The 16,317-nt window shown below is 68.9% G+C and carries 17 protein-coding genes; 1 reads left to right on the top strand and 16 read right to left on the bottom strand.

What is annotated here, in order from left to right:
- The first annotated feature begins 14 nt into the window (after nucleotides 1-14).
- Nucleotides 15-380: a hypothetical protein gene (locus AC1RR5_RS21535; protein WP_492924878.1), complete on the top strand. Its 366-nt coding sequence runs from the start codon at nucleotides 15-17 to the stop codon at nucleotides 378-380.
- 6 nt (nucleotides 381-386) lie between these two features.
- On the opposite strand, the gene AC1RR5_RS21540 is transcribed toward AC1RR5_RS21535, so the two are convergent.
- The 16 genes from AC1RR5_RS21540 to AC1RR5_RS21615 form a co-directional block, all read right to left on the bottom strand.
- On the bottom strand, nucleotides 387-1,214 hold the full coding sequence (locus tag AC1RR5_RS21540) for a PhzF family phenazine biosynthesis protein (protein WP_492924880.1): 828 nt from the start codon (nucleotides 1,212-1,214) through the stop codon (nucleotides 387-389).
- A gap of 78 nt (nucleotides 1,215-1,292) precedes the next feature.
- Nucleotides 1,293-1,877, bottom strand: a complete 585-nt coding sequence (locus AC1RR5_RS21545) for a nucleotidyltransferase family protein (protein WP_492924882.1) — start codon at nucleotides 1,875-1,877, stop codon at nucleotides 1,293-1,295.
- A complete protein-coding gene (gene thiD / locus AC1RR5_RS21550) occupies nucleotides 1,874-2,692 on the bottom strand; it encodes a bifunctional hydroxymethylpyrimidine kinase/phosphomethylpyrimidine kinase (RefSeq protein WP_492924884.1) in 819 nt (272 codons plus the stop codon). Before thiD ends, AC1RR5_RS21545 begins: the two co-directional genes overlap by 4 nt.
- A 32-nt stretch (nucleotides 2,693-2,724) precedes the next feature.
- Complete coding sequence (locus AC1RR5_RS21555; RefSeq protein WP_492924886.1) at nucleotides 2,725-3,081, bottom strand: response regulator; 357 nt, start codon at nucleotides 3,079-3,081, stop codon at nucleotides 2,725-2,727.
- Nucleotides 3,082-3,228: 147 nt separating this feature from the next.
- Nucleotides 3,229-4,041, bottom strand: coding sequence for a dihydropteroate synthase (gene folP / locus AC1RR5_RS21560; RefSeq protein ID WP_492924888.1), 813 nt, complete (start codon nucleotides 4,039-4,041; stop codon nucleotides 3,229-3,231).
- Nucleotides 4,034-6,517, bottom strand: a complete 2,484-nt coding sequence (locus tag AC1RR5_RS21565; RefSeq protein ID WP_492924890.1) for a PAS domain-containing protein — start codon at nucleotides 6,515-6,517, stop codon at nucleotides 4,034-4,036. Before AC1RR5_RS21565 ends, folP begins: the two co-directional genes overlap by 8 nt.
- 183 nt (nucleotides 6,518-6,700) lie before the next feature.
- Complete coding sequence (gene ftsH, locus AC1RR5_RS21570) at nucleotides 6,701-8,584, bottom strand: ATP-dependent zinc metalloprotease FtsH (protein WP_492924892.1); 1,884 nt, start codon at nucleotides 8,582-8,584, stop codon at nucleotides 6,701-6,703.
- 76 nt (nucleotides 8,585-8,660) lie between these two features.
- The gene (gene tilS / locus AC1RR5_RS21575; RefSeq protein WP_492924894.1) at nucleotides 8,661-9,875 is read right to left on the bottom strand and encodes a tRNA lysidine(34) synthetase TilS; all 1,215 of its coding nucleotides are present in this window, start codon (nucleotides 9,873-9,875) and stop codon (nucleotides 8,661-8,663) included.
- Nucleotides 9,866-10,720, bottom strand: a complete 855-nt coding sequence (ybgF, locus tag AC1RR5_RS21580) for a tol-pal system protein YbgF (RefSeq protein ID WP_492924896.1) — start codon at nucleotides 10,718-10,720, stop codon at nucleotides 9,866-9,868. Before ybgF ends, tilS begins: the two co-directional genes overlap by 10 nt.
- A gap of 76 nt (nucleotides 10,721-10,796) precedes the next feature.
- Nucleotides 10,797-11,363, bottom strand: coding sequence for a peptidoglycan-associated lipoprotein Pal (gene pal / locus AC1RR5_RS21585; RefSeq protein WP_492925277.1), 567 nt, complete (start codon nucleotides 11,361-11,363; stop codon nucleotides 10,797-10,799).
- 200 nt (nucleotides 11,364-11,563) lie between these two features.
- On the bottom strand, nucleotides 11,564-12,862 hold the full coding sequence (gene tolB / locus AC1RR5_RS21590) for a Tol-Pal system beta propeller repeat protein TolB (protein ID WP_492924898.1): 1,299 nt from the start codon (nucleotides 12,860-12,862) through the stop codon (nucleotides 11,564-11,566).
- A 23-nt stretch (nucleotides 12,863-12,885) separates the two neighbouring features.
- Nucleotides 12,886-13,698 (bottom strand): cell envelope integrity protein TolA, encoded by an 813-nt coding sequence (gene tolA / locus AC1RR5_RS21595; protein WP_492924900.1) that lies wholly within the window; start codon nucleotides 13,696-13,698, stop codon nucleotides 12,886-12,888.
- 7 nt (nucleotides 13,699-13,705) lie between these two features.
- A complete protein-coding gene (locus AC1RR5_RS21600; protein ID WP_492924902.1) occupies nucleotides 13,706-14,227 on the bottom strand; it encodes an ExbD/TolR family protein in 522 nt (173 codons plus the stop codon).
- A 3-nt stretch (nucleotides 14,228-14,230) separates the two neighbouring features.
- The gene (gene tolQ, locus AC1RR5_RS21605; protein ID WP_492924904.1) at nucleotides 14,231-14,929 is read right to left on the bottom strand and encodes a protein TolQ; all 699 of its coding nucleotides are present in this window, start codon (nucleotides 14,927-14,929) and stop codon (nucleotides 14,231-14,233) included.
- 114 nt (nucleotides 14,930-15,043) lie between these two features.
- Nucleotides 15,044-15,496, bottom strand: a complete 453-nt coding sequence (gene ybgC / locus AC1RR5_RS21610) for a tol-pal system-associated acyl-CoA thioesterase (protein WP_492924906.1) — start codon at nucleotides 15,494-15,496, stop codon at nucleotides 15,044-15,046.
- Entirely contained in the window at nucleotides 15,493-16,317 is an 825-nt protein-coding gene (locus tag AC1RR5_RS21615; RefSeq protein WP_492924908.1) for a hypothetical protein, read from the bottom strand. Before AC1RR5_RS21615 ends, ybgC begins: the two co-directional genes overlap by 4 nt.

Consider the following 16,317-nt stretch of genomic DNA (forward strand, 5'->3'; position numbering starts at 1 on the left):
AAGGAACCGAACCGATGAAGAAGATCCTGATCCCGATCGTTGCGGTCTCGGCCCTGGCGGCCGCCACCGTTCCCGCCGTGGCTTCGGCCCAGTCGATCAACCAGCGCCAAGACCAGCTGGAACGCCGCATCGACATGGGCGTGCGCAACCACTCGCTGACCCGCTCGGAAGCCGCTCGTCTGCGTAGCGACCTGCGCCAGACCGCTCGCCTGGAAGCCCAGTACCGCCGCGGCGGCCTGAGCGGCTGGGAACGCGCTGACCTGGATCGTCGCTTCGACCGCATCAGCGCCAAGATCCGTGTCGAGCGCCACGACCGTGACTACGGTTACGGCTACGGCGATCGTGACCGCGACCACCGCGGCCCGGACCGTCGCTGGTAACCGATCCTAGCTGAACGCCGGCTCCACCCGGAGCCGGCTCTCCACCACCGTGAAGCCGCGGCCGCGCAACAGAACGCGCTGGCCGCGGTTTTCGCATTCCAGGTCCCCGCCCCGGCCGGGATAGGCCTGATGGAACTTCAGGACCTGCGCGCCCAGCTTGTCGCCATACAGCGGCATCAGGATGCAGTGAGCAGAGCCGGTCGTGGGATCCTCAGGGATGCCCGCGGCCGGCGCGAAGAAACGGCTGACCACCTGGTAGGAGCGCCCGGCATCGGCCTGCGCCACGACGACGGTCTGGCCCGCTCCATCCGTCGCTTCGCCCGCGATGCCGTTCAGCGCCGCCAGGTCTGGCTTCAAGCCCCGCACCGTCGCCTCGTCCTTCAGCACCGCGATCAGATAGGCCCCGGCCCACACCTCGACCGGCTCGACGCCCAGCGCCTTGCCGAGCCCTTCCGGGATGTCGGTGCGGCTCGGCGGGTCGGCCGGGAAGTCCATCTCCAGCCCCTCGCCATCGCGACGCACGGTCAGCGACCCCGACAGGGTGTCGAAGGTCAGCAAAGGGACATCCACGCCCATTTCCAGGAACAGCGCGTGGGCCGACGCCAGGGTGGCGTGGCCGCACAGCGGGGCCTCGCGGGCCGGCGTGAACCAGCGCAGGCCAAAGCGGGCTGGGTCGTTGGTCTTCAGCAGATAGGCCGTCTCGGCCTGGTTGTTCTCGGCCGCCAGGGCCTGCATCCACGCGTCCGACGGCCACGTCTCGAAAGGCTCGACCACGCAGGCTGGATTGCCCTTGAACGGGCCGCTGGCGAAGGCGTCGATGGTCCACTGGCGCATGGGAAGCTCCTTGAGGTGGACTTCGCTGTTATGCGCGGCGGGAACGACGGGCAAAGCCTTTATTGTCCCGGTGACAATCTAGCCTTCAACGCTGATCTCCGGCCAGCGGGCCTTGGCCGAGCCGGTGGTGCGCTCCCAGCCGCCCGCGCCCTTCACCCGCAAGGGATTGGGCTTCAGGCGCATGGCGAACAGGTCCTCCAGACCGAACGGCGCCCAGACGCTCAAGCTGTCGTCCTTCTCCAGCCGCACGCCGACGCAGAAGGCGGTGGCCACGAAGCGCTTCAAGGCCGCGGCGCTGTCCTCCAGCGGCGGATAGGGCTCGTCGGCGCCGAACTTCTTCTCGAACCACAGGTGCACGCGGGCTTGGTTGCGGACCTCGACCAGCTCGCGCAGCGGCGGCTCGAAGGCGGCGGCGACGCGCTGGATGACGACGTCCTCAGCCTCGTAGCTGGTGTCGCTGTCGTCGTGATAGGCGACGTCGTAGTCCTTGATGCCATAGGCCAGGTCGCGGCCGGTCAGGTGGTTCCAGACGGGCTGGTAGACCGCGCCCGAGAAGATCATCCAGTCGGGCAAGTCCAGATCACGGACGGTGCGCAGCACCTCCCAGGTCGTGGGCGTCGCGCGGACGATCTCGCGCAGGCGGTCTTCAAGGCTCTGAGTCATTGGCGAAGGGTCCAGCCGTGGTCCAGGGGGCCGTGGCCGGCGCCGAAACCGGGCGCGCGCAGCATGGCCTCGTGGACGTAGTTCCAGGCGCGGGCGACGGCGGCTTCCAGAGGCAGGCCCTGGGCCAGGCCCGTGGCGCAGGCGCTGGCCAGCGTGCAGCCGGTGCCGTGGGTATGGCGGGTCTCGATCCGCTCGCCCTCGAAGGTGGTCTCGCCCTCGGTCGTCATCAGCACGTCGACGACGCGGTCGCCGGCCCCATTCCCAGCAAGAATGTGACCGCCCTTCATCAGCACCGCCTTGGCGCCCATGGCGAGCAGCGCCTCGCCCGCCCGCCGCAGGTCGTCGGTGGTCTCGACCACGAGCCCGGTCAGGGCGGCGGCTTCCGGAGCGTTGGGGGTCAGCAGCGCCGCGCGCGGGATCATCAAGCTCTTCACCGCGCCGATCGCGGCCTCGGCCAGCAGGGACGCGCCGCCCTTGGCGATCATGACGGGATCGACGACGGCCGGGACCTTGCCCGCATGGTCGATCGCGGCGGCCACGGTCTCGACGACGGCGGCGTCGCCCAGCATGCCGGTCTTGATGGCGTCTGCGCCGATGTCATCCAGCACGGCGCGGGCCTGGGCCGCGATCACGTCCAGCGGGATCGGGTGGACGCCGGTGACGCCCAGGGTGTTCTGCACGGTGACGGCGGTGATCGCCGTGGCCGCATAGCCGCCCAGGGCGGTGATGGTCTTGATGTCGGCCTGGATCCCCGCGCCGCCGCCGGAATCGGACCCGGCGATGACGAGGACACGGCCTCTAGAGGCGTTGGACATCCCCGCTGTTTAGGCGGGATTCGGAAGGTCCGCTACGCCGCCTGCAACGCGTGCTGCCAGGCCCCTGCCAGGATGTTCGGACGGATCGGCTTTTGCACCACGACGCCGTCTTTCTGATCGTCCAGGGCCTTGGCGTGGCCGGTGACGTAGACGACCGGGATCGGACCCAGGTGGGCCATGATCATCTTCACGGCCTCGACGCCGGTGCCGTCGACGATCCGATAATCGGCGGTGATCAGATCCGGCTTGCGCTTCAGGGCGCAGTCCAGCGCCTCCAGCGGGCTCTCCGCGATCGCGATGCTGGTGAAGCCCTGCTGCTTGAGCAGTTCCTCGATTTCCAGCGCGATCAGGATCTCGTCTTCGATAATCAGGGCATGTCGCGAGCGCATCTTGCGGGTGCTTTCGATAGGCCGTCCCCAGATATTTAAGCGCGGTGATTCCCCAACCCGCAAGCGAGACCGGGAGTCGCAATCAACCCAGACTCGCGCGCAGGCGCACCTAACGCCTATGCGATAAGGGGTTCCCTGAGCGGGACTTCAAATAGCTTTGATCGCCGCCTGGACGTCCAGGGCCTGGATCGTCTCGCGCACGTCGTGCACCCGCACCGCCGCGACGCCTGCGTCCGCGCCCGCCAGATGCGACGCCAGCGAGCCCCCCAGGCGATCGGTGGCCTCCCCCGCCGACGGATCGATGCCGGCGATGAACCGCTTGCGGCTGGCCCCCAGCAGGATCGGATAACCCAGGGCCACGAACCGAGGCAGCGCCTTCAGCAGAGCCAGGTTGTGGTCGACGGTCTTGCCAAAGCCGATGCCCGGATCGAGCCAGATCTTTTCCTTGGCCACGCCGGCGGCCATGGCCGTGAAGGCCCGCGCCAGCAGGAAGGCCTCGACCTCGGCGACCACGTCGCCATAGCGCGGGTCGTCCTGCATGGTCCCCGGCTCGCCCAGCATGTGCATCAGCACGACCTCGCAGCCCAGCTCGGCGGCGACCTCCGGGGCGTCGGGCGAGAACCGCAGGGCGGCCACGTCGTTCCAGATCGTCGCCCCGGCCTTGATCGCCGCGCGGGCCACGCCGGGCTTCATGGTGTCGACCGAGATCGGGATGTCGCTGGCCCGGCGGATCGCCTCGATGATCGGGACGACCCGCAGGATCTCTTCGAACTCCGAGACCGGCGCGGCGCCCGGCCGGGTGCTCTCGCCGCCGATGTCGAGAATGTCGGCGCCGTGGGCGATCAGGCGGCGGGCGTGCTCGATGCCGTCGGCCGCGCCTAGGAACTTGCCGCCGTCCGAGAAGCTGTCGGGCGTGACATTGACGATGCCCATGACGCGGGAGCGGACAGGGCTAGCCATCGCGCAGCATCCGGTCGACCCGGCCGGCCAGGTCGCCGACCGCGAAGGGCTTGGTCAGCACCTCCATGCCGTGCTCGATGTGACCGTGGTTCAGCACCGCGTTCTCGGCATAGCCGGTGATGAACAGCACCTTCAGATCGGGCTTCAGCGCGCGGGCGGCGTCGGCGACCTGGCGACCGTTCAGTCCGCCCGGCAGGCCGACATCCGTGATCAGGAGGTCGATCTCGGCGGTCGACTGCAGGATCCGCAGGCCGGCCGAGCCGTCGGCGGCCTCCAGGCAGGCATAGCCCAGCTCTTCCAGCGCATCGACGACCAGCATCCGCACGGTCGGCTCGTCATCGACGACCAGCACGGTCTTGCCGGCCTTGACCGGCGCGGGGCCGGTCGGCTGCTCGACCGCCTCGACCTCGTCCTCCTCGCCCAGACGGCGCGGCAGGTACAGGCAGACCATCGTCCCCTGCCCGACCTCGGAATAGATCCGCACGTGGCCGTTCGACTGGCGGGCGAAGCCGTAGACCATTGACAGGCCCAGGCCCGTGCCCTGGCCGATCGGCTTGGTGGTGAAGAACGGGTCGAACACCCGCTCCAGCGTCGCTTTGTCGATGCCCGTGCCGGTGTCGCTGACGCAGACCGAGACGTACTGGCCCGGCTCCAGCCCGTGGTCGCGGGCCGTGCGGGCGTCCAGCCAGCGGTTGCCGGTCTCGATGGTGATCACCCCACCGTCCGGCATGGCGTCGCGGGCGTTGATGCACAGGTTGAGAAGCGCGTTCTCCAACTGGTTGGCGTCGACCAGGGTCGGCCACAGGCCGGTGGCGCCGACATATTCGACCTCGATGCTCGGGCCGACCGTGCGGCGCACCAGCTCGACGAACTCGGTCATCAGGCGGTTTATGACCAACGGCTTGGGAGCCAGGGTCTGGCGCCGCGAGAAGGCCAGGAGGCGGTGCGTCAGGGCCGCAGCCCGGCGGGCCGCGCCCTGGCCGGCCGCCAGGTAGCGCTCGACATCGGCCGCGCGGCCCTGGGCCAGGCGCGCGCCGATCATCTCGAATGAGCCGGAAATGCCGGCCAGCAGGTTGTTGAAGTCGTGGGCCAGGCCGCCGGTCAGCTGGCCGACGGCTTCCATCTTCTGGGCCTGGCGTAGGGCTTCCTCGGTCTCGCGCAGGCGCTCCTGCTCGATCACCCGCTGGCTGACGTCATAGACGAACTGGTAGGCGCCGATCCGCTCGCCATTGAGGTCGTAAAGCGGATGAAATCGCATCTCGTAGTGACGGCGTTCGCGCTCGGAGTCGCCGAACTCGTCGGTCTCCATGAAGCTTTCGCCCGCCAGAGCGCGCGACCAGACGTCCCGGACCTGAGCCTGGTGCTCGGGATAGTCGGCCAGCAGCTCCACCATGTTGTCGCCGACCCGCGGCCGAATGCCGAAGATCCGCTCGAACTCGCTCGCCGACGCGCTGTTGATGGCCAGCCAGGTCAGGTTCGTGTCGACGACCTGGACGAAGACGCTGGCGCCCTCGACGACATCGGCCAGCAGACGGCGACCGGCCAGGGCCTCGGCGACGCGGGCCTCCAGGGTCTCGTTGAGGCGGCGCAACTCCTCCTCGGCCTGCTTGCGGGCGGTGATGTCCTGGAACAGCACCGCCACCTGGCGCAGCTCGGGCGGCTCGATGCGGAACGCCGACAGCGACAGATGGCGGCCGGTGGCCACGAGCTCCTGCTCGAAACGGATCGCCTGCCCCGTGCGCAGCACCGCGCCGTAACGCTCGACCCAGCTGCCGGCCTCGGCGGGGACCATCTCGCGGACCCTTTGGCCGACCACGTTGGGGATGCCCGCGTGCCGCTCGTAGGCGGCATTGGCCATGACGTGGACGTAGTCGCTCAAGGGGCCGAAAGGGCCGTCCAGGAACTCGATGACGCAGAAGCCCTCGTCCATCGACTCGAAGAGGGCGCGGTAGCGGCGCTCGTCCTCCAGGTGCCCCTGCTCGCGGCGGACGCGCTCGGTGATGTCGTTGCACAGCACGTGGACGCCGGCGACCTCGCCGGCGTCGTCGCGCACCGGGGCGAACATCAGGTTGCACCACGCCGCCTCGCCGTCGGCGCGGGCAAAGCCGATGGCCTCCTGCACGATGCTCTCACCCTTCAGGGCACGGTCCAGCAGCGGCAGGCCGGCCGCCACCGGGAACACCTCCGCGAATGGCGCGCCCAGGGCGACGCTGTTGGCGGCTAGCAGGCCTCGCGCGGCGTCGTTGTGCAGCAGCAGGGTTTCGGGCCCCCAGGCCAGGAAGGTGGGGATCGGCGAGGCCAGCATCATGCCGGCGGCGACCTTCAGGGCGGGCGACCAGGCCTCGGGCGCGCCCAGCGACGTGCCCGACCAGTCGCGCGTCGCCAGGGCGAGAGCCATTTCGCCGCCACCGGTCAGGAAAGCGGGCGCCACGGATGAACTGGAGGGCGAGCCGAAGGGCTCGTCAACGGAAGGCATGGTTTCCAATAGCAGAGCCCCTTGCCCGCGCCTACGCGGTCAAGCTTTTGAACGGTCGGATAGCCGACAGGTTGCGGCGATCCCTTGGAAAAAAGACGCGTCTAAACGGCCGGTTCCAGCCGCCCGGGCAAGAAAAAAGCCGGCCCTTGCGAGCCGGCTTTGATCTTTGAAGCGAAGACCGCCCTAGGCGGTGACGCTGGCGCCCGCGCCCGGGGACAGCGGCACCAGGGACGGCGCGGCGACCGTTTCCTTGTTGCTCTCGTCCTCGTCGCGCTTGGGCAGTTCGCCCTTCATGACGCCGATGATCTCGTCGCCGCTCAGGGTCTCGTACTCCAGCAGGGCCTTGGCGACCGAGTGCAGGTTGTCAAGCTCGTCGGTCAGGATCCGGCGCGCCTCGTCCTCGCCACCCTTCACCAGACGGCGCACTTCGGCGTCGATGGTGATCATGGTCTCGGGCGAGACGTTCTGGGTGCGGGCTACAGAGTGGCCCAGGAACACCTCGTCCTGGTTGTCGCCGTAGGCCACGGTGCCCAGCTGGTCCGAGAAGCCCCAGCGGGTGACCATGTTGCGGGCCAGGCTGGTGGCGGCGCTGATGTCGCTGGACGCGCCCGAGGTGATCTTCTCCTTGCCGAAGATCAGCTCCTCCGCGACCCGGCCCGCCATCATGATGGCCAGGCGCGAGGTCATCATGTCGAAGCTCATCGAGTAGCGGTCGCCTTCCGGCAACTGCATGACCATGCCCAGGGCCCGACCACGCGGCACGATCGTGGCCTTGTGGACCGGATCGGCGACGGGGACGCGCAGGGCCACCAGGGCGTGGCCGCCCTCGTGATAGGCGGTCAGCTTCTTCTCGGCGTCGCTCATGGCCATCGAGCGGCGCTCGGCGCCCATCATGACCTTGTCCTTGGCGTGCTCGAAGTCGTGCATGGTGACCATGCGACGGTTCTTGCGGGCGGCCGTCAGGGCGGCTTCGTTGACCAGGTTGGCCAGGTCGGCGCCCGAGAAGCCCGGGGTGCCGCGCGCCAGGGTCTTAACGTCGACGTCGGCGGCCAGCGGCACGTTCTTCATGTGGACGCGGATGATCTTCTCGCGGCCGGCGACGTCGGGGTTCGGCACCACGACCTGACGGTCGAAGCGGCCCGGACGCAGCAGCGCGGGGTCCAGAACGTCGGGACGGTTGGTGGCGGCGATCAGGATGATGCCTTCGTTGGCTTCGAAGCCGTCCATCTCGACCAGCAGCTGGTTGAGGGTCTGCTCACGCTCGTCGTTGCCGCCGCCCAGGCCGGCGCCGCGATGGCGACCGACGGCGTCGATTTCGTCGATGAAGATGATGCAGGGGGCGTTCTTCTTGGCCTGCTCGAACATGTCGCGCACGCGGCTGGCGCCGACGCCGACGAACATTTCGACGAAGTCCGAACCCGAGATCGTGAAGAACGGCACGCCCGCCTCACCCGCGACGGCGCGGGCGATCAGGGTCTTACCCGTGCCGGGAGGGCCGACCAGCAGCGCGCCCTTGGGGATCTTGCCGCCCAGACGCTGGAACTTGGCCGGGTCCTTCAGGAAGTCGACGACCTCCTGCAGTTCTTCCTTGGCCTCGTCGACGCCCGCGACGTCCTCGAACGTGATGCGGTTCTTGTTCTCGGTCAGCAGTCGGGCCTTGGACTTGCCGAAGCCCATGGCGCCTTTGGCGCCGCCCTGCATCTGGCGCATGAAGAACAGCCAGACGCCCACGACCAGCAGGATCGGCAGCAGCTGGACCAGGATGGCCAGGAAGCTGATCGAGCCGCTCTTGAACTTCACGTCGGCGTTCTTGGCCACCATGCGGTTGACCAGTTCCTCGGAGTTCATCGGCGCATTGACGGTCAGCACCTTGTTGTCGGCCGTCTTGGCGACAACGGTCTGGCCCGCGATCTCGGCCGACTTGATCTTGCCGGCGTCGACGTCTTTGAGCAGCTGCGAGTAGCTGACTTCGCCACCGCTCTTCGTGCGCGCGTTCTGGCTGACGACGAAGACGCCTGCCAGCACCGCCACGATCACCAGCCAGATGGCCAGGTTCCTGAAATTCATACGCGTCGTCTTCCCAACGATAGCTCTTGACCCACCAAGATAGGCGGTTGAACGCGCTTGCGCCATGCGCGTGACATCAGGTCACGGATTCTTGGTCGATCTGGCCGGTCGCGGCCTTGAAACGATCCAGAACGAGCAGGCGCGCGCGCCCTCCTCCTGCCTGTGCAAACTCCGGGCCGTCAAGCGTCGGTGCCCAGCCTTGGCGCAGGATCAGCGGCAGCGACGGCCGGGCAGCGGCGGGGAGGCTCGCGAGTGTGGCGCGTTGCTCGGGCGGCAGGCTGGACGCCGAGCCCTTAAGGGCGACGACGGTCAGCGGAATCTCTCCGGCGGTGATCTCCCAACGGCCGTCCCAGACGCCGGTCTGGCTAGGCGCGAGGTCCAGCGGCGCAAGGCCACCCCGCGCGGTCTCACCGGCGTCGCGGCAGATAAGGACGTCGTCGGCGGCCTCGATCCGCGCTCCGGCCAAGGTAGCGGTGAAGGCTTCACCCGATCGAACACGCTGCACGAGACGATCCAGCCGCTCACCGCGCGGCGGACGTTCAGTCCCGGCGGCGCACAGCAGGGCGGCGGCCAAGTGCGCGGCGGCGACGTCGCGCTGCAAGCGGATCGTCCCGGCGGCGTCGATGCTGAAGGTCGGTGGCTGACGTGGCGCTGGTTCGATCGGCGACGCCTCGCCCATCCCAGAGGCGCGAGCCCGCGCGCGGGCATAGCGGAGGTCTTCATTGGCGGGATCATCCAGCCAGGTCTCGCCCCGGTCGGCCAGAGCCTGGCGGATCTCATCACGCCCCAGCGCCAGCAACGGCCGAAGCAGGAACACATCCCGCCCCTCCGGCCAAACCGGCGACGGCGCCCATTCGCGCGGATCGGAAACGGTCGAGCCCTCGGCCCGCATCGCCGCGCCCTCGGCCAGGTCGCTGGCGGTGTGGCCCAGCAGCAGAACCTTGGCCCCGGCCGCGCGGGCCGCGTCTGCCAGCATGACGTGACGGGCGCGACGAGCGGCAGCGGGCAGACCGGTCTTTGGCTTGTCGCCGGTCCAGGCCAAGGCGCGAACTTCCGCCCCCAGCGCCTGCGCCTTGGCGACGGCGTCGGCGGTCCAGCGCTCGCTATCGGACTGAAGTCGGTGATCGACGACCAAGGCCAGCACCGACCGCCCACGCGGTCGCGCCCAGTCCAGGACCGCCTTCAGCAGGAACAGGGAGTCGCCGCCGCCCGAAAAGCCGACGGCCAGCGGAGCGGCGGAGGTCGGTTCGAGCCGCCGGTCGAGGGCGGCCCGGACCGGTTCTAGGAACACTTCGCCGCGACGCGGGTCGAGGCCGCGCGCGAGGTCACCTGGGCCGGGGCCTTGGGATAGCGCTTGGACAGCTCGTCCAGGGTGCGGCAGGCGTCGGTGGTCTTCTTCAGGGCCACCATCGAGCGCGCCAGCTTCAGGGTGGCGTCCGGGGCCCAGGCAGTCTGCGGCCAGCCGCGGATCGCGCCGATATAGGCGCCGGCGGCGTCGCTGTAGGCCTCGCGCACGAACAGGGTCTCGCCCCACCAGTACTTGGCTTCCGCCGCGCGGGTGCTTTCGGGATAGTTGGCCACGAAGGCCGAGAAGGCTTGCTCGGCATTGCCGTAGTCGCCGGCCAGCAGCAGGTCCTTGGCCTGCTTGAAGGCCACGGTCGGATCGGCTGGCGGCGCAGGCGGCGGCGGCAGGCTGCCGGCGGCCGGCGCGGCGACCTGGGCGGCGGCGGCCGTCTGCAGGTCGGCCAAGGCCTTCTCCAGGCCTGCCAGGCGCTGCTCCAGCCCATCGGCGCGCGCCTTCTGGTCGGCGGCGGCGCGGTTGGCCTTGGTCAGCTCGAAATTGGCCGTCTCGTTCTGGCCGTTCAGACGGGTCAGGGTCTGTTCCAGGTCGCCGACACGCTCGTTCAGCGCGGCGATCTGGGCGTCGGTCTCGGCCGGCTGCACGACGACAGGCTTGCCGGTGTCGCGGCCCTGGAAGACGATCGCGCGCAGTTCGCGCACCACCTTCTCCATGCGCTCCACACGCTTGGCCGAGCGATCGTCCAGCGGATCGGCCGGCGGCAGCGGGGTCTGGGCCACGGCGACGGTAGCGACCGAAGCCAGCAGGGCGGCGAGAAGAGCGGATTTCAGCTTCATGACCGTGATCTACCGATAGGACGCGGACAAAACTAGGGCGGCATCTCCGGAGAGAGGCCGCCCCAGGATACTTGGCTTAGCGAGCGCCGTCCGTGATGGCCGTGCGGCCGTTACGGTTCTTGGCCCAGGCTTCTTCGCTGGTGCCGGCGTCGACCGGACGTTCCTTGCCGAACGAGATCGTCTCGATGCGGGCCGCGGCCACGCCTTGAGCGATCAGGAACTCGCGGATGGCGTTGGCGCGACGAGCGCCCAGAGCCAGGTTGTACTCGCGGGTGCCGCGTTCGTCGGCATTGCCTTCGATGCGGACGCGGACCGACTGGTAGCGGTTCAGCCACTGGGCCTGACCGGCCAGGACCGGCTGGGCGTCGGCGCGGACCGAATATTCGTCGGTGTCGAAATAGACGCGGTCGCCGACATTGACGACGAAGTCCTGCACCGAGCCCGGCAGCACGCCGCTCGAGACCGGGGGTTGGGCCGGCGGGGTGTAGGGGTTGCTCGGCTGGGTCGGAGCCGGCGGCTCGCTCGGCGCGACAGGCTGGGGCTTCGGACGCGAAGCGCAGGCGGCGAGCGAGGCAGCGGCAACGCCGACGAGCGCCAGTCTAACGGCGCGCTTGGTGTCGAAGCTCATCCAGTTTCTCCTCAGTCTACGAATTCAGGACCTGATCCATACCTGCGCAACGCTTGGAATGGATCCTCTAAATGTCTGACCAAGCCTCACAATGATGTCAGATGCTCGACAGACGGTGCGGATTCACTTCCGGCGCGAATACCCGCGCACAGGAACCTGAGCCTTAACGCCTACGTCAGGCCCAGGTTGCTCGCTTTAGCCGATCTCTGTGTCAATCAGTCGAGCAGCGGCGACCAGGCCGGGTCAGAGCCCGAACCCTGGTAGGCGGCGGGGCGCAGGATGCGGCCGGTGATGTCCACGGTCCACAGGCGCGGATTGCCGGCCGAGCCCTCGCGGAAGAACATCAGCACCCGTCCGTTCGGCGCCCAGGTCGGGCCTTCGTCCAGGTAGCTGGTGGTCAGCAGACGCTCGTCGCTGCCGTCGGGACGCATGACGCCGATGTGGAACTCGCCACCCGTCTGCTTGGTGAAGGCGATGAAGTCGCCGCGCGGGCTCCAGACCGGGGTCGTGTAGCGCCCGCCGCCGTACGAGATCCGGCGCACGCCCGAACCGTCGGTGTTCATCACGTAGAGCTGCGCCTGGCCGCCGCGGTCGGAGTTGAACGCCACCTTGGTCCCGTCCGGCGAGAACGACGGCGAGGTGTCGATGGCCGGGTCGGTGGTGATGCGGGTCGAGGCGCGGCTGCGCAGGTCCATCATGTAGATGTCGCTGTTGCCGGCCTTCTCGACCGAGAACGCCACCTTGCCGCCGTCGGGCGAGAAGCGCGGGGCGAACACCATGCCCGGGAACTTGCCGATGGTTTCCTGCCGGCTGGTCTCAAGGTTCAGCAGGTAGATCGACGACCCGGTCGGCCGCAGGGCCATGTAGGTCAGTTCCTGGCTGGTCGACGAGAAGCGCGGCGTCATCACGATGTACGAGCCGTCGGTCAGGTACTGCGGGTTGGCGCCGTCCTGGTCCATGATCGCCAGGCGCTTCACGCGGTTCAGCTTCGGGCCGCTCTCGGCGACGAAGGCCACGCGGGTGTCGAAATAGCCCTTCTCACCGGTCAGGCGCTCATAGACGGCGTCGCTGATCTTGTGGGCCACGCGGCGCCAGTTGTCCGGGGTCGACGAGAATTGCAGGCCCAGCAGCTGCTGCTGGCTGAACACGTCCCACAGGCGGAAGTCGACGCGCAGGCCGCCGTCGGGGCCGACCGTGACCTGGCCGTTGATCAGCGCCTGGGCGCCGGTCGCCTGCCAGTCGGGGAAGCGCGGCTGGACGTTCACGTCGTTCAGCTTGTCGGCGACGCCCGAGACGTTCAGCGGCTGGAACAGGCCCGAGCGCTCGAGATTGCCGGTGATGACCTGGGCGATCTCGCCGCCGCGCGTGGCGCCCGAGAAGGCCGGGACCGCGATCGGCAGCGGCTTGACCGCGCCGGCGTTGATGTCGACTTCGATCTGCGCGGCGGCAGGAGTCACGAAGGCCGCGCCGCTCAGCAGGACGGCGGCCGCCAGCATCAGGGCTCTGAAGCGCATCGAGGTCTCCTTCTTCGTGATCATCAACGCGTACAGGCCTGTTTGGCGTTGAAGTTCAGGGCGATTTTCTGACCGTACAGGTCGGACGGCAGATAGGCGAACGGCGAAGCCGCGAACAGCGCGCGGATGGCGCGGTCCGAAGCCGCCTTGACCACGGGGTCGGGCGAGGACGTGCCCGGCGACTCCGGCTGGCCGACGACGCGGCCGCCCGGTCCGATCACGAACACCACGCGGACGTTGACATTGGCGCCGCCCTCGACCTCGCAGTTGGGGTTCCAGCGGTCCTGCACCTCGCCCTGCAGGCGGCCCAGCGCCGCGGCCGACAGGCCCGTCGCCGCGCCCATGGCCGGGCGGGCCGAGACCGAGGTCTCCGCGCGGGCCGGGCCCTTGGGGGCGTTGGCGGTCGGCTTGCCGGTCGCCTTCTTGGACTTGGCGATCGAGGCTTCCATCGAGGCGAAGAAGTCGTTGTCGCTCTTCTTGGTCTCTTTGGGCTTGGCTGGCGTCGGGGTCGGCGTGGGCTTGGGCGTCGGAGCGGGCTTCGGCGGCGGCGCGGGTGCCGGCGTCGGAGTCGGCGCGGGCGTCGGGGCCGGCGGCTGCGGCGTGGCCTCGGGAACAGGATCCGGCGCCTGAGCCGTCTGCTCTTCCAGGGCCTCCTCGGCCGGCCGCACATTGGTCGGACCGTTGGTGACGATGGTCACCGGCACCGACTCGCCGATGGTGATCGGCTTGGCCTGCTTCCACGGCAGGCCGAATGCGATCAGCGCCGCGACCGCGCCATGCAGCGCGATCGAGGCCAGCAGGCCCGGAGAGATCGTCTGTTCGCGACGGACGCTCATGCCGATCCTACTGCGCGGGCCGCAAGGCGCCCGCGCCCTCCGGCTGGGCGTCTTTCGGCGCTTGGCCCGAAGAGGGACCGCCAGTCTCGGTGATCAGGTTGATCTTGTTGAAGCCGGCGTTCGACAGGCCCGCCATCACCTGGGCGACGACCGAATAGGTCGCCCCGCCATCGGCGCGCACGAAGATCGGCTTGTCGTAGCCGCTGCCGGCGATGGCCGTGATGCCCGGCGCCAGGTTCTCGAACGGGATCTGCTTCTCGCCGACGAAGATGCCGCCGTCCTTGCGGATCGACACCGTGATCGGCTCTTCCTGGTTCTGCAGGGCGGCGGCCTCGGTCTTGGGCAGCTCCAGCGGCACACCGGCGGTCAGCAGCGGGGCGCTGATCATGAAGATGATCAGCAGCACCAGCATCACGTCGACCAGCGGGGTGACGTTGATCTCGGACAGGGCCCCGCGCGAGCGGCGACCCCGGCGGCGGCGGCCACGGCCGCTGTTGGTGGCGAAGGCGTCGCCGGACGACATCGACATCGGTTACGCCCGTTCCGACAGGCGACGCTGGATCGCGGTCGACAGGTCGTCGGCGAAGCCTTCCAGGCGGCCGGCGTACTTGCCCGCGTCGGTCGAGAACTTGTTGTAGGCGATATAGGCCGGAATGGCGGCGATCAGGCCGACGGCCGTGGCGAACAGCGCCTCGGCGATCGACGGGGCCACGACGGCCAGCGAGGTGTTCTTCGACAAGGCGATGCTCTGGAAGGCGTGCATGATGCCCCAGACCGTGCCGAACAGGCCGATGAACGGGCTGGCCGTGGCGACGATGGCCAGGCTGCCCAGGCCCTCTTCGACCTTGCTGTTCTCGCGGGCGATCTGGGTGTCCAGGATGCGGTCGATGCGGGCGATCAGGAACGCGGCCTGATTCTCGCTCATCGTCCCCTTGGCCTTGGCGTCGCGCCATTCCTTGAGGGCGGCCTGCAGCATGCGCGGCAGGGCGTGGCGCGGATTGGCGCCGGCCTCACCCGCGACATCCTCCAGCGAACGCCCGCCGGTGACCTGCTCCTCGAAGCGGTCGGCGGCGCGGTTCAGGTTCGCGAAGCGGAACAGCTTGTCCAGGATCACGGCCCACGATCCCAGCGAAGCCAGGATAAGGCCGATCATCACGCCCTTCACGACCCAGTCGGCCTGCATGAAAAGGGCGAAGAACGAAAAATTCGGGGCGGCTGCCGAGGCGTCCATGCGGGTTATGGCTCCGTTGGGGCGTCTGAAACACTTGTCACGCGCCGTATGGCATGAAGCGACGCTTGGGTGAAACTATGACAATCTTACGGGGATCCCGAAAATCATCGCAGCTTAGTTCTCTTCCGTGGCGAGCCAGGGCGCCAACTGGGCGAGCATCTGGGCCGTCGGACGGCGTGGACGCCCATCCAGGGTGATGCAGACCGCCTCGCCCTTGGCCTCCAGCAGCACCTCGTCGCCGCGCGTGACCTTCTGGGTGACGTACAGCCGCACGCCTTTCACCCGGTCATAGGTCGTGCGCACCACCAGGGCGTCGTCGATCCGCGCCGAGCGCTTGAAGTCCAGCGTCATGTGGATGATCGCGAAGGCGGTGTCGGCCTGGGCCAGCTCGGTGTGCGAGATCCCCACCATCCGGAAGAAGTCGCTCCGCCCCCGCTCCAGATAGCGCAGGTAGTTGGCGTGATAAACGATCCCCGAAAAGTCGGTGTCCTCGTAATAGATCCGCACCGGCAGCTGATGCTCGCGGCCGGAGAACACGCCGGCTGTGGGTTCGGGCGGGGTGGTCATGGGGACTGCTTAGCTCGCGTCGCGCCGGACGCCAATCCAATCGACAGCAGCCAGCCCAGCACCGGCGACGCCCCCGCTCCGATCACCGGCGCAGGGTAGTTGGCGATCAGGTTGGCCAGGACGAAGCCGGACCAGGCGGCGGCGAGAGCTAGGGTCGCCGGGGTGCGGCGGGGCCAGAGCATGGCCATCGGCACGGCGATCAGGGCGACGAGGGCCAGGGCGCCCAGGGTCGGTGAGGCTTCGAGGGATTTGCGCACGACCAGCTCGACATGGTCGACGGCCGGCAGCGGATCGGGACGGCTCAGGGCCCAACCTGCGCAGACCGCGCCGACGGCGGCGACGCCCAGACCCCAGCGGCGCTTGGCCTTGTCGATCAGGGCTACAGCGCCGACGCCCAGGGTCAGGGCCAGGACGGCCGCTGCGTCGGGCTGGGCCGCCAGCACGGCCAGGATCGCGGCGAGCAAAGCGGCGGCGATGGCGTCGAGGCGCCGGGCGCCGGTCCAGGCGGCCAGAGGGACCAACAGTGAGGCAGCGTGCAGCTGGATCGGCCCGAGCGCGATCCAGCGGCGGACGCCTTCCATCGAGACCCCGGCGACCAGGACGAAGGCTTCGACGGCGAGGACCAGGGCCAGCAGGCCGTAGCCGACGATGCGTCCCGGCGGCCGGACGATCCACGCCGCGACCAGCGCCACAAGTGCGCCGACGACACCGGCGGCCACCTGCAGGATCATCGCCGAGGACGAGCCGCCCGCCGCGCCTATGGCCAGAACCGATAGGACCAGGGTGGCGGCGACCTGCAGCGCGACGACGGTCCGGCGCAT

The sequence above is a fragment of the Caulobacter sp. GW821-FHT11E11 genome (assembly GCF_058808315.1).

Bases quoted from the DNA above. Each gene is read 5' to 3' on its own strand.
- AC1RR5_RS21600 (WP_492924902.1), bottom strand. From the start codon at position 14,227: ATGTCGATGTCGTCCGGCGACGCCTTCGCCACCAACAGCGGCCGTGGC.
- folP (WP_492924888.1), bottom strand. From the start codon at position 4,041: ATGGCTAGCCCTGTCCGCTCCCGCGTCATGGGCATCGTCAATGTCACG.
- AC1RR5_RS21540 (WP_492924880.1), bottom strand. From the start codon at position 1,214: ATGCGCCAGTGGACCATCGACGCCTTCGCCAGCGGCCCGTTCAAGGGC.
- tolQ (WP_492924904.1), bottom strand. From the start codon at position 14,929: ATGGACGCCTCGGCAGCCGCCCCGAATTTTTCGTTCTTCGCCCTTTTC.
- AC1RR5_RS21555 (WP_492924886.1), bottom strand. From the start codon at position 3,081: ATGCGCTCGCGACATGCCCTGATTATCGAAGACGAGATCCTGATCGCG.
- tolB (WP_492924898.1), bottom strand. From the start codon at position 12,862: ATGCGCTTCAGAGCCCTGATGCTGGCGGCCGCCGTCCTGCTGAGCGGC.
- ybgC (WP_492924906.1), bottom strand. From the start codon at position 15,496: ATGACCACCCCGCCCGAACCCACAGCCGGCGTGTTCTCCGGCCGCGAG.
- thiD (WP_492924884.1), bottom strand. From the start codon at position 2,692: ATGTCCAACGCCTCTAGAGGCCGTGTCCTCGTCATCGCCGGGTCCGAT.
- ybgF (WP_492924896.1), bottom strand. From the start codon at position 10,720: ATGAAGCTGAAATCCGCTCTTCTCGCCGCCCTGCTGGCTTCGGTCGCT.
- AC1RR5_RS21545 (WP_492924882.1), bottom strand. From the start codon at position 1,877: ATGACTCAGAGCCTTGAAGACCGCCTGCGCGAGATCGTCCGCGCGACG.
- AC1RR5_RS21615 (WP_492924908.1), bottom strand. From the start codon at position 16,317: ATGCGCCGGACCGTCGTCGCGCTGCAGGTCGCCGCCACCCTGGTCCTA.
- AC1RR5_RS21565 (WP_492924890.1), bottom strand. From the start codon at position 6,517: ATGCCTTCCGTTGACGAGCCCTTCGGCTCGCCCTCCAGTTCATCCGTG.
- tolA (WP_492924900.1), bottom strand. From the start codon at position 13,698: ATGAGCGTCCGTCGCGAACAGACGATCTCTCCGGGCCTGCTGGCCTCG.
- AC1RR5_RS21535 (WP_492924878.1), top strand. From the start codon at position 15: ATGAAGAAGATCCTGATCCCGATCGTTGCGGTCTCGGCCCTGGCGGCC.
- ftsH (WP_492924892.1), bottom strand. From the start codon at position 8,584: ATGAATTTCAGGAACCTGGCCATCTGGCTGGTGATCGTGGCGGTGCTG.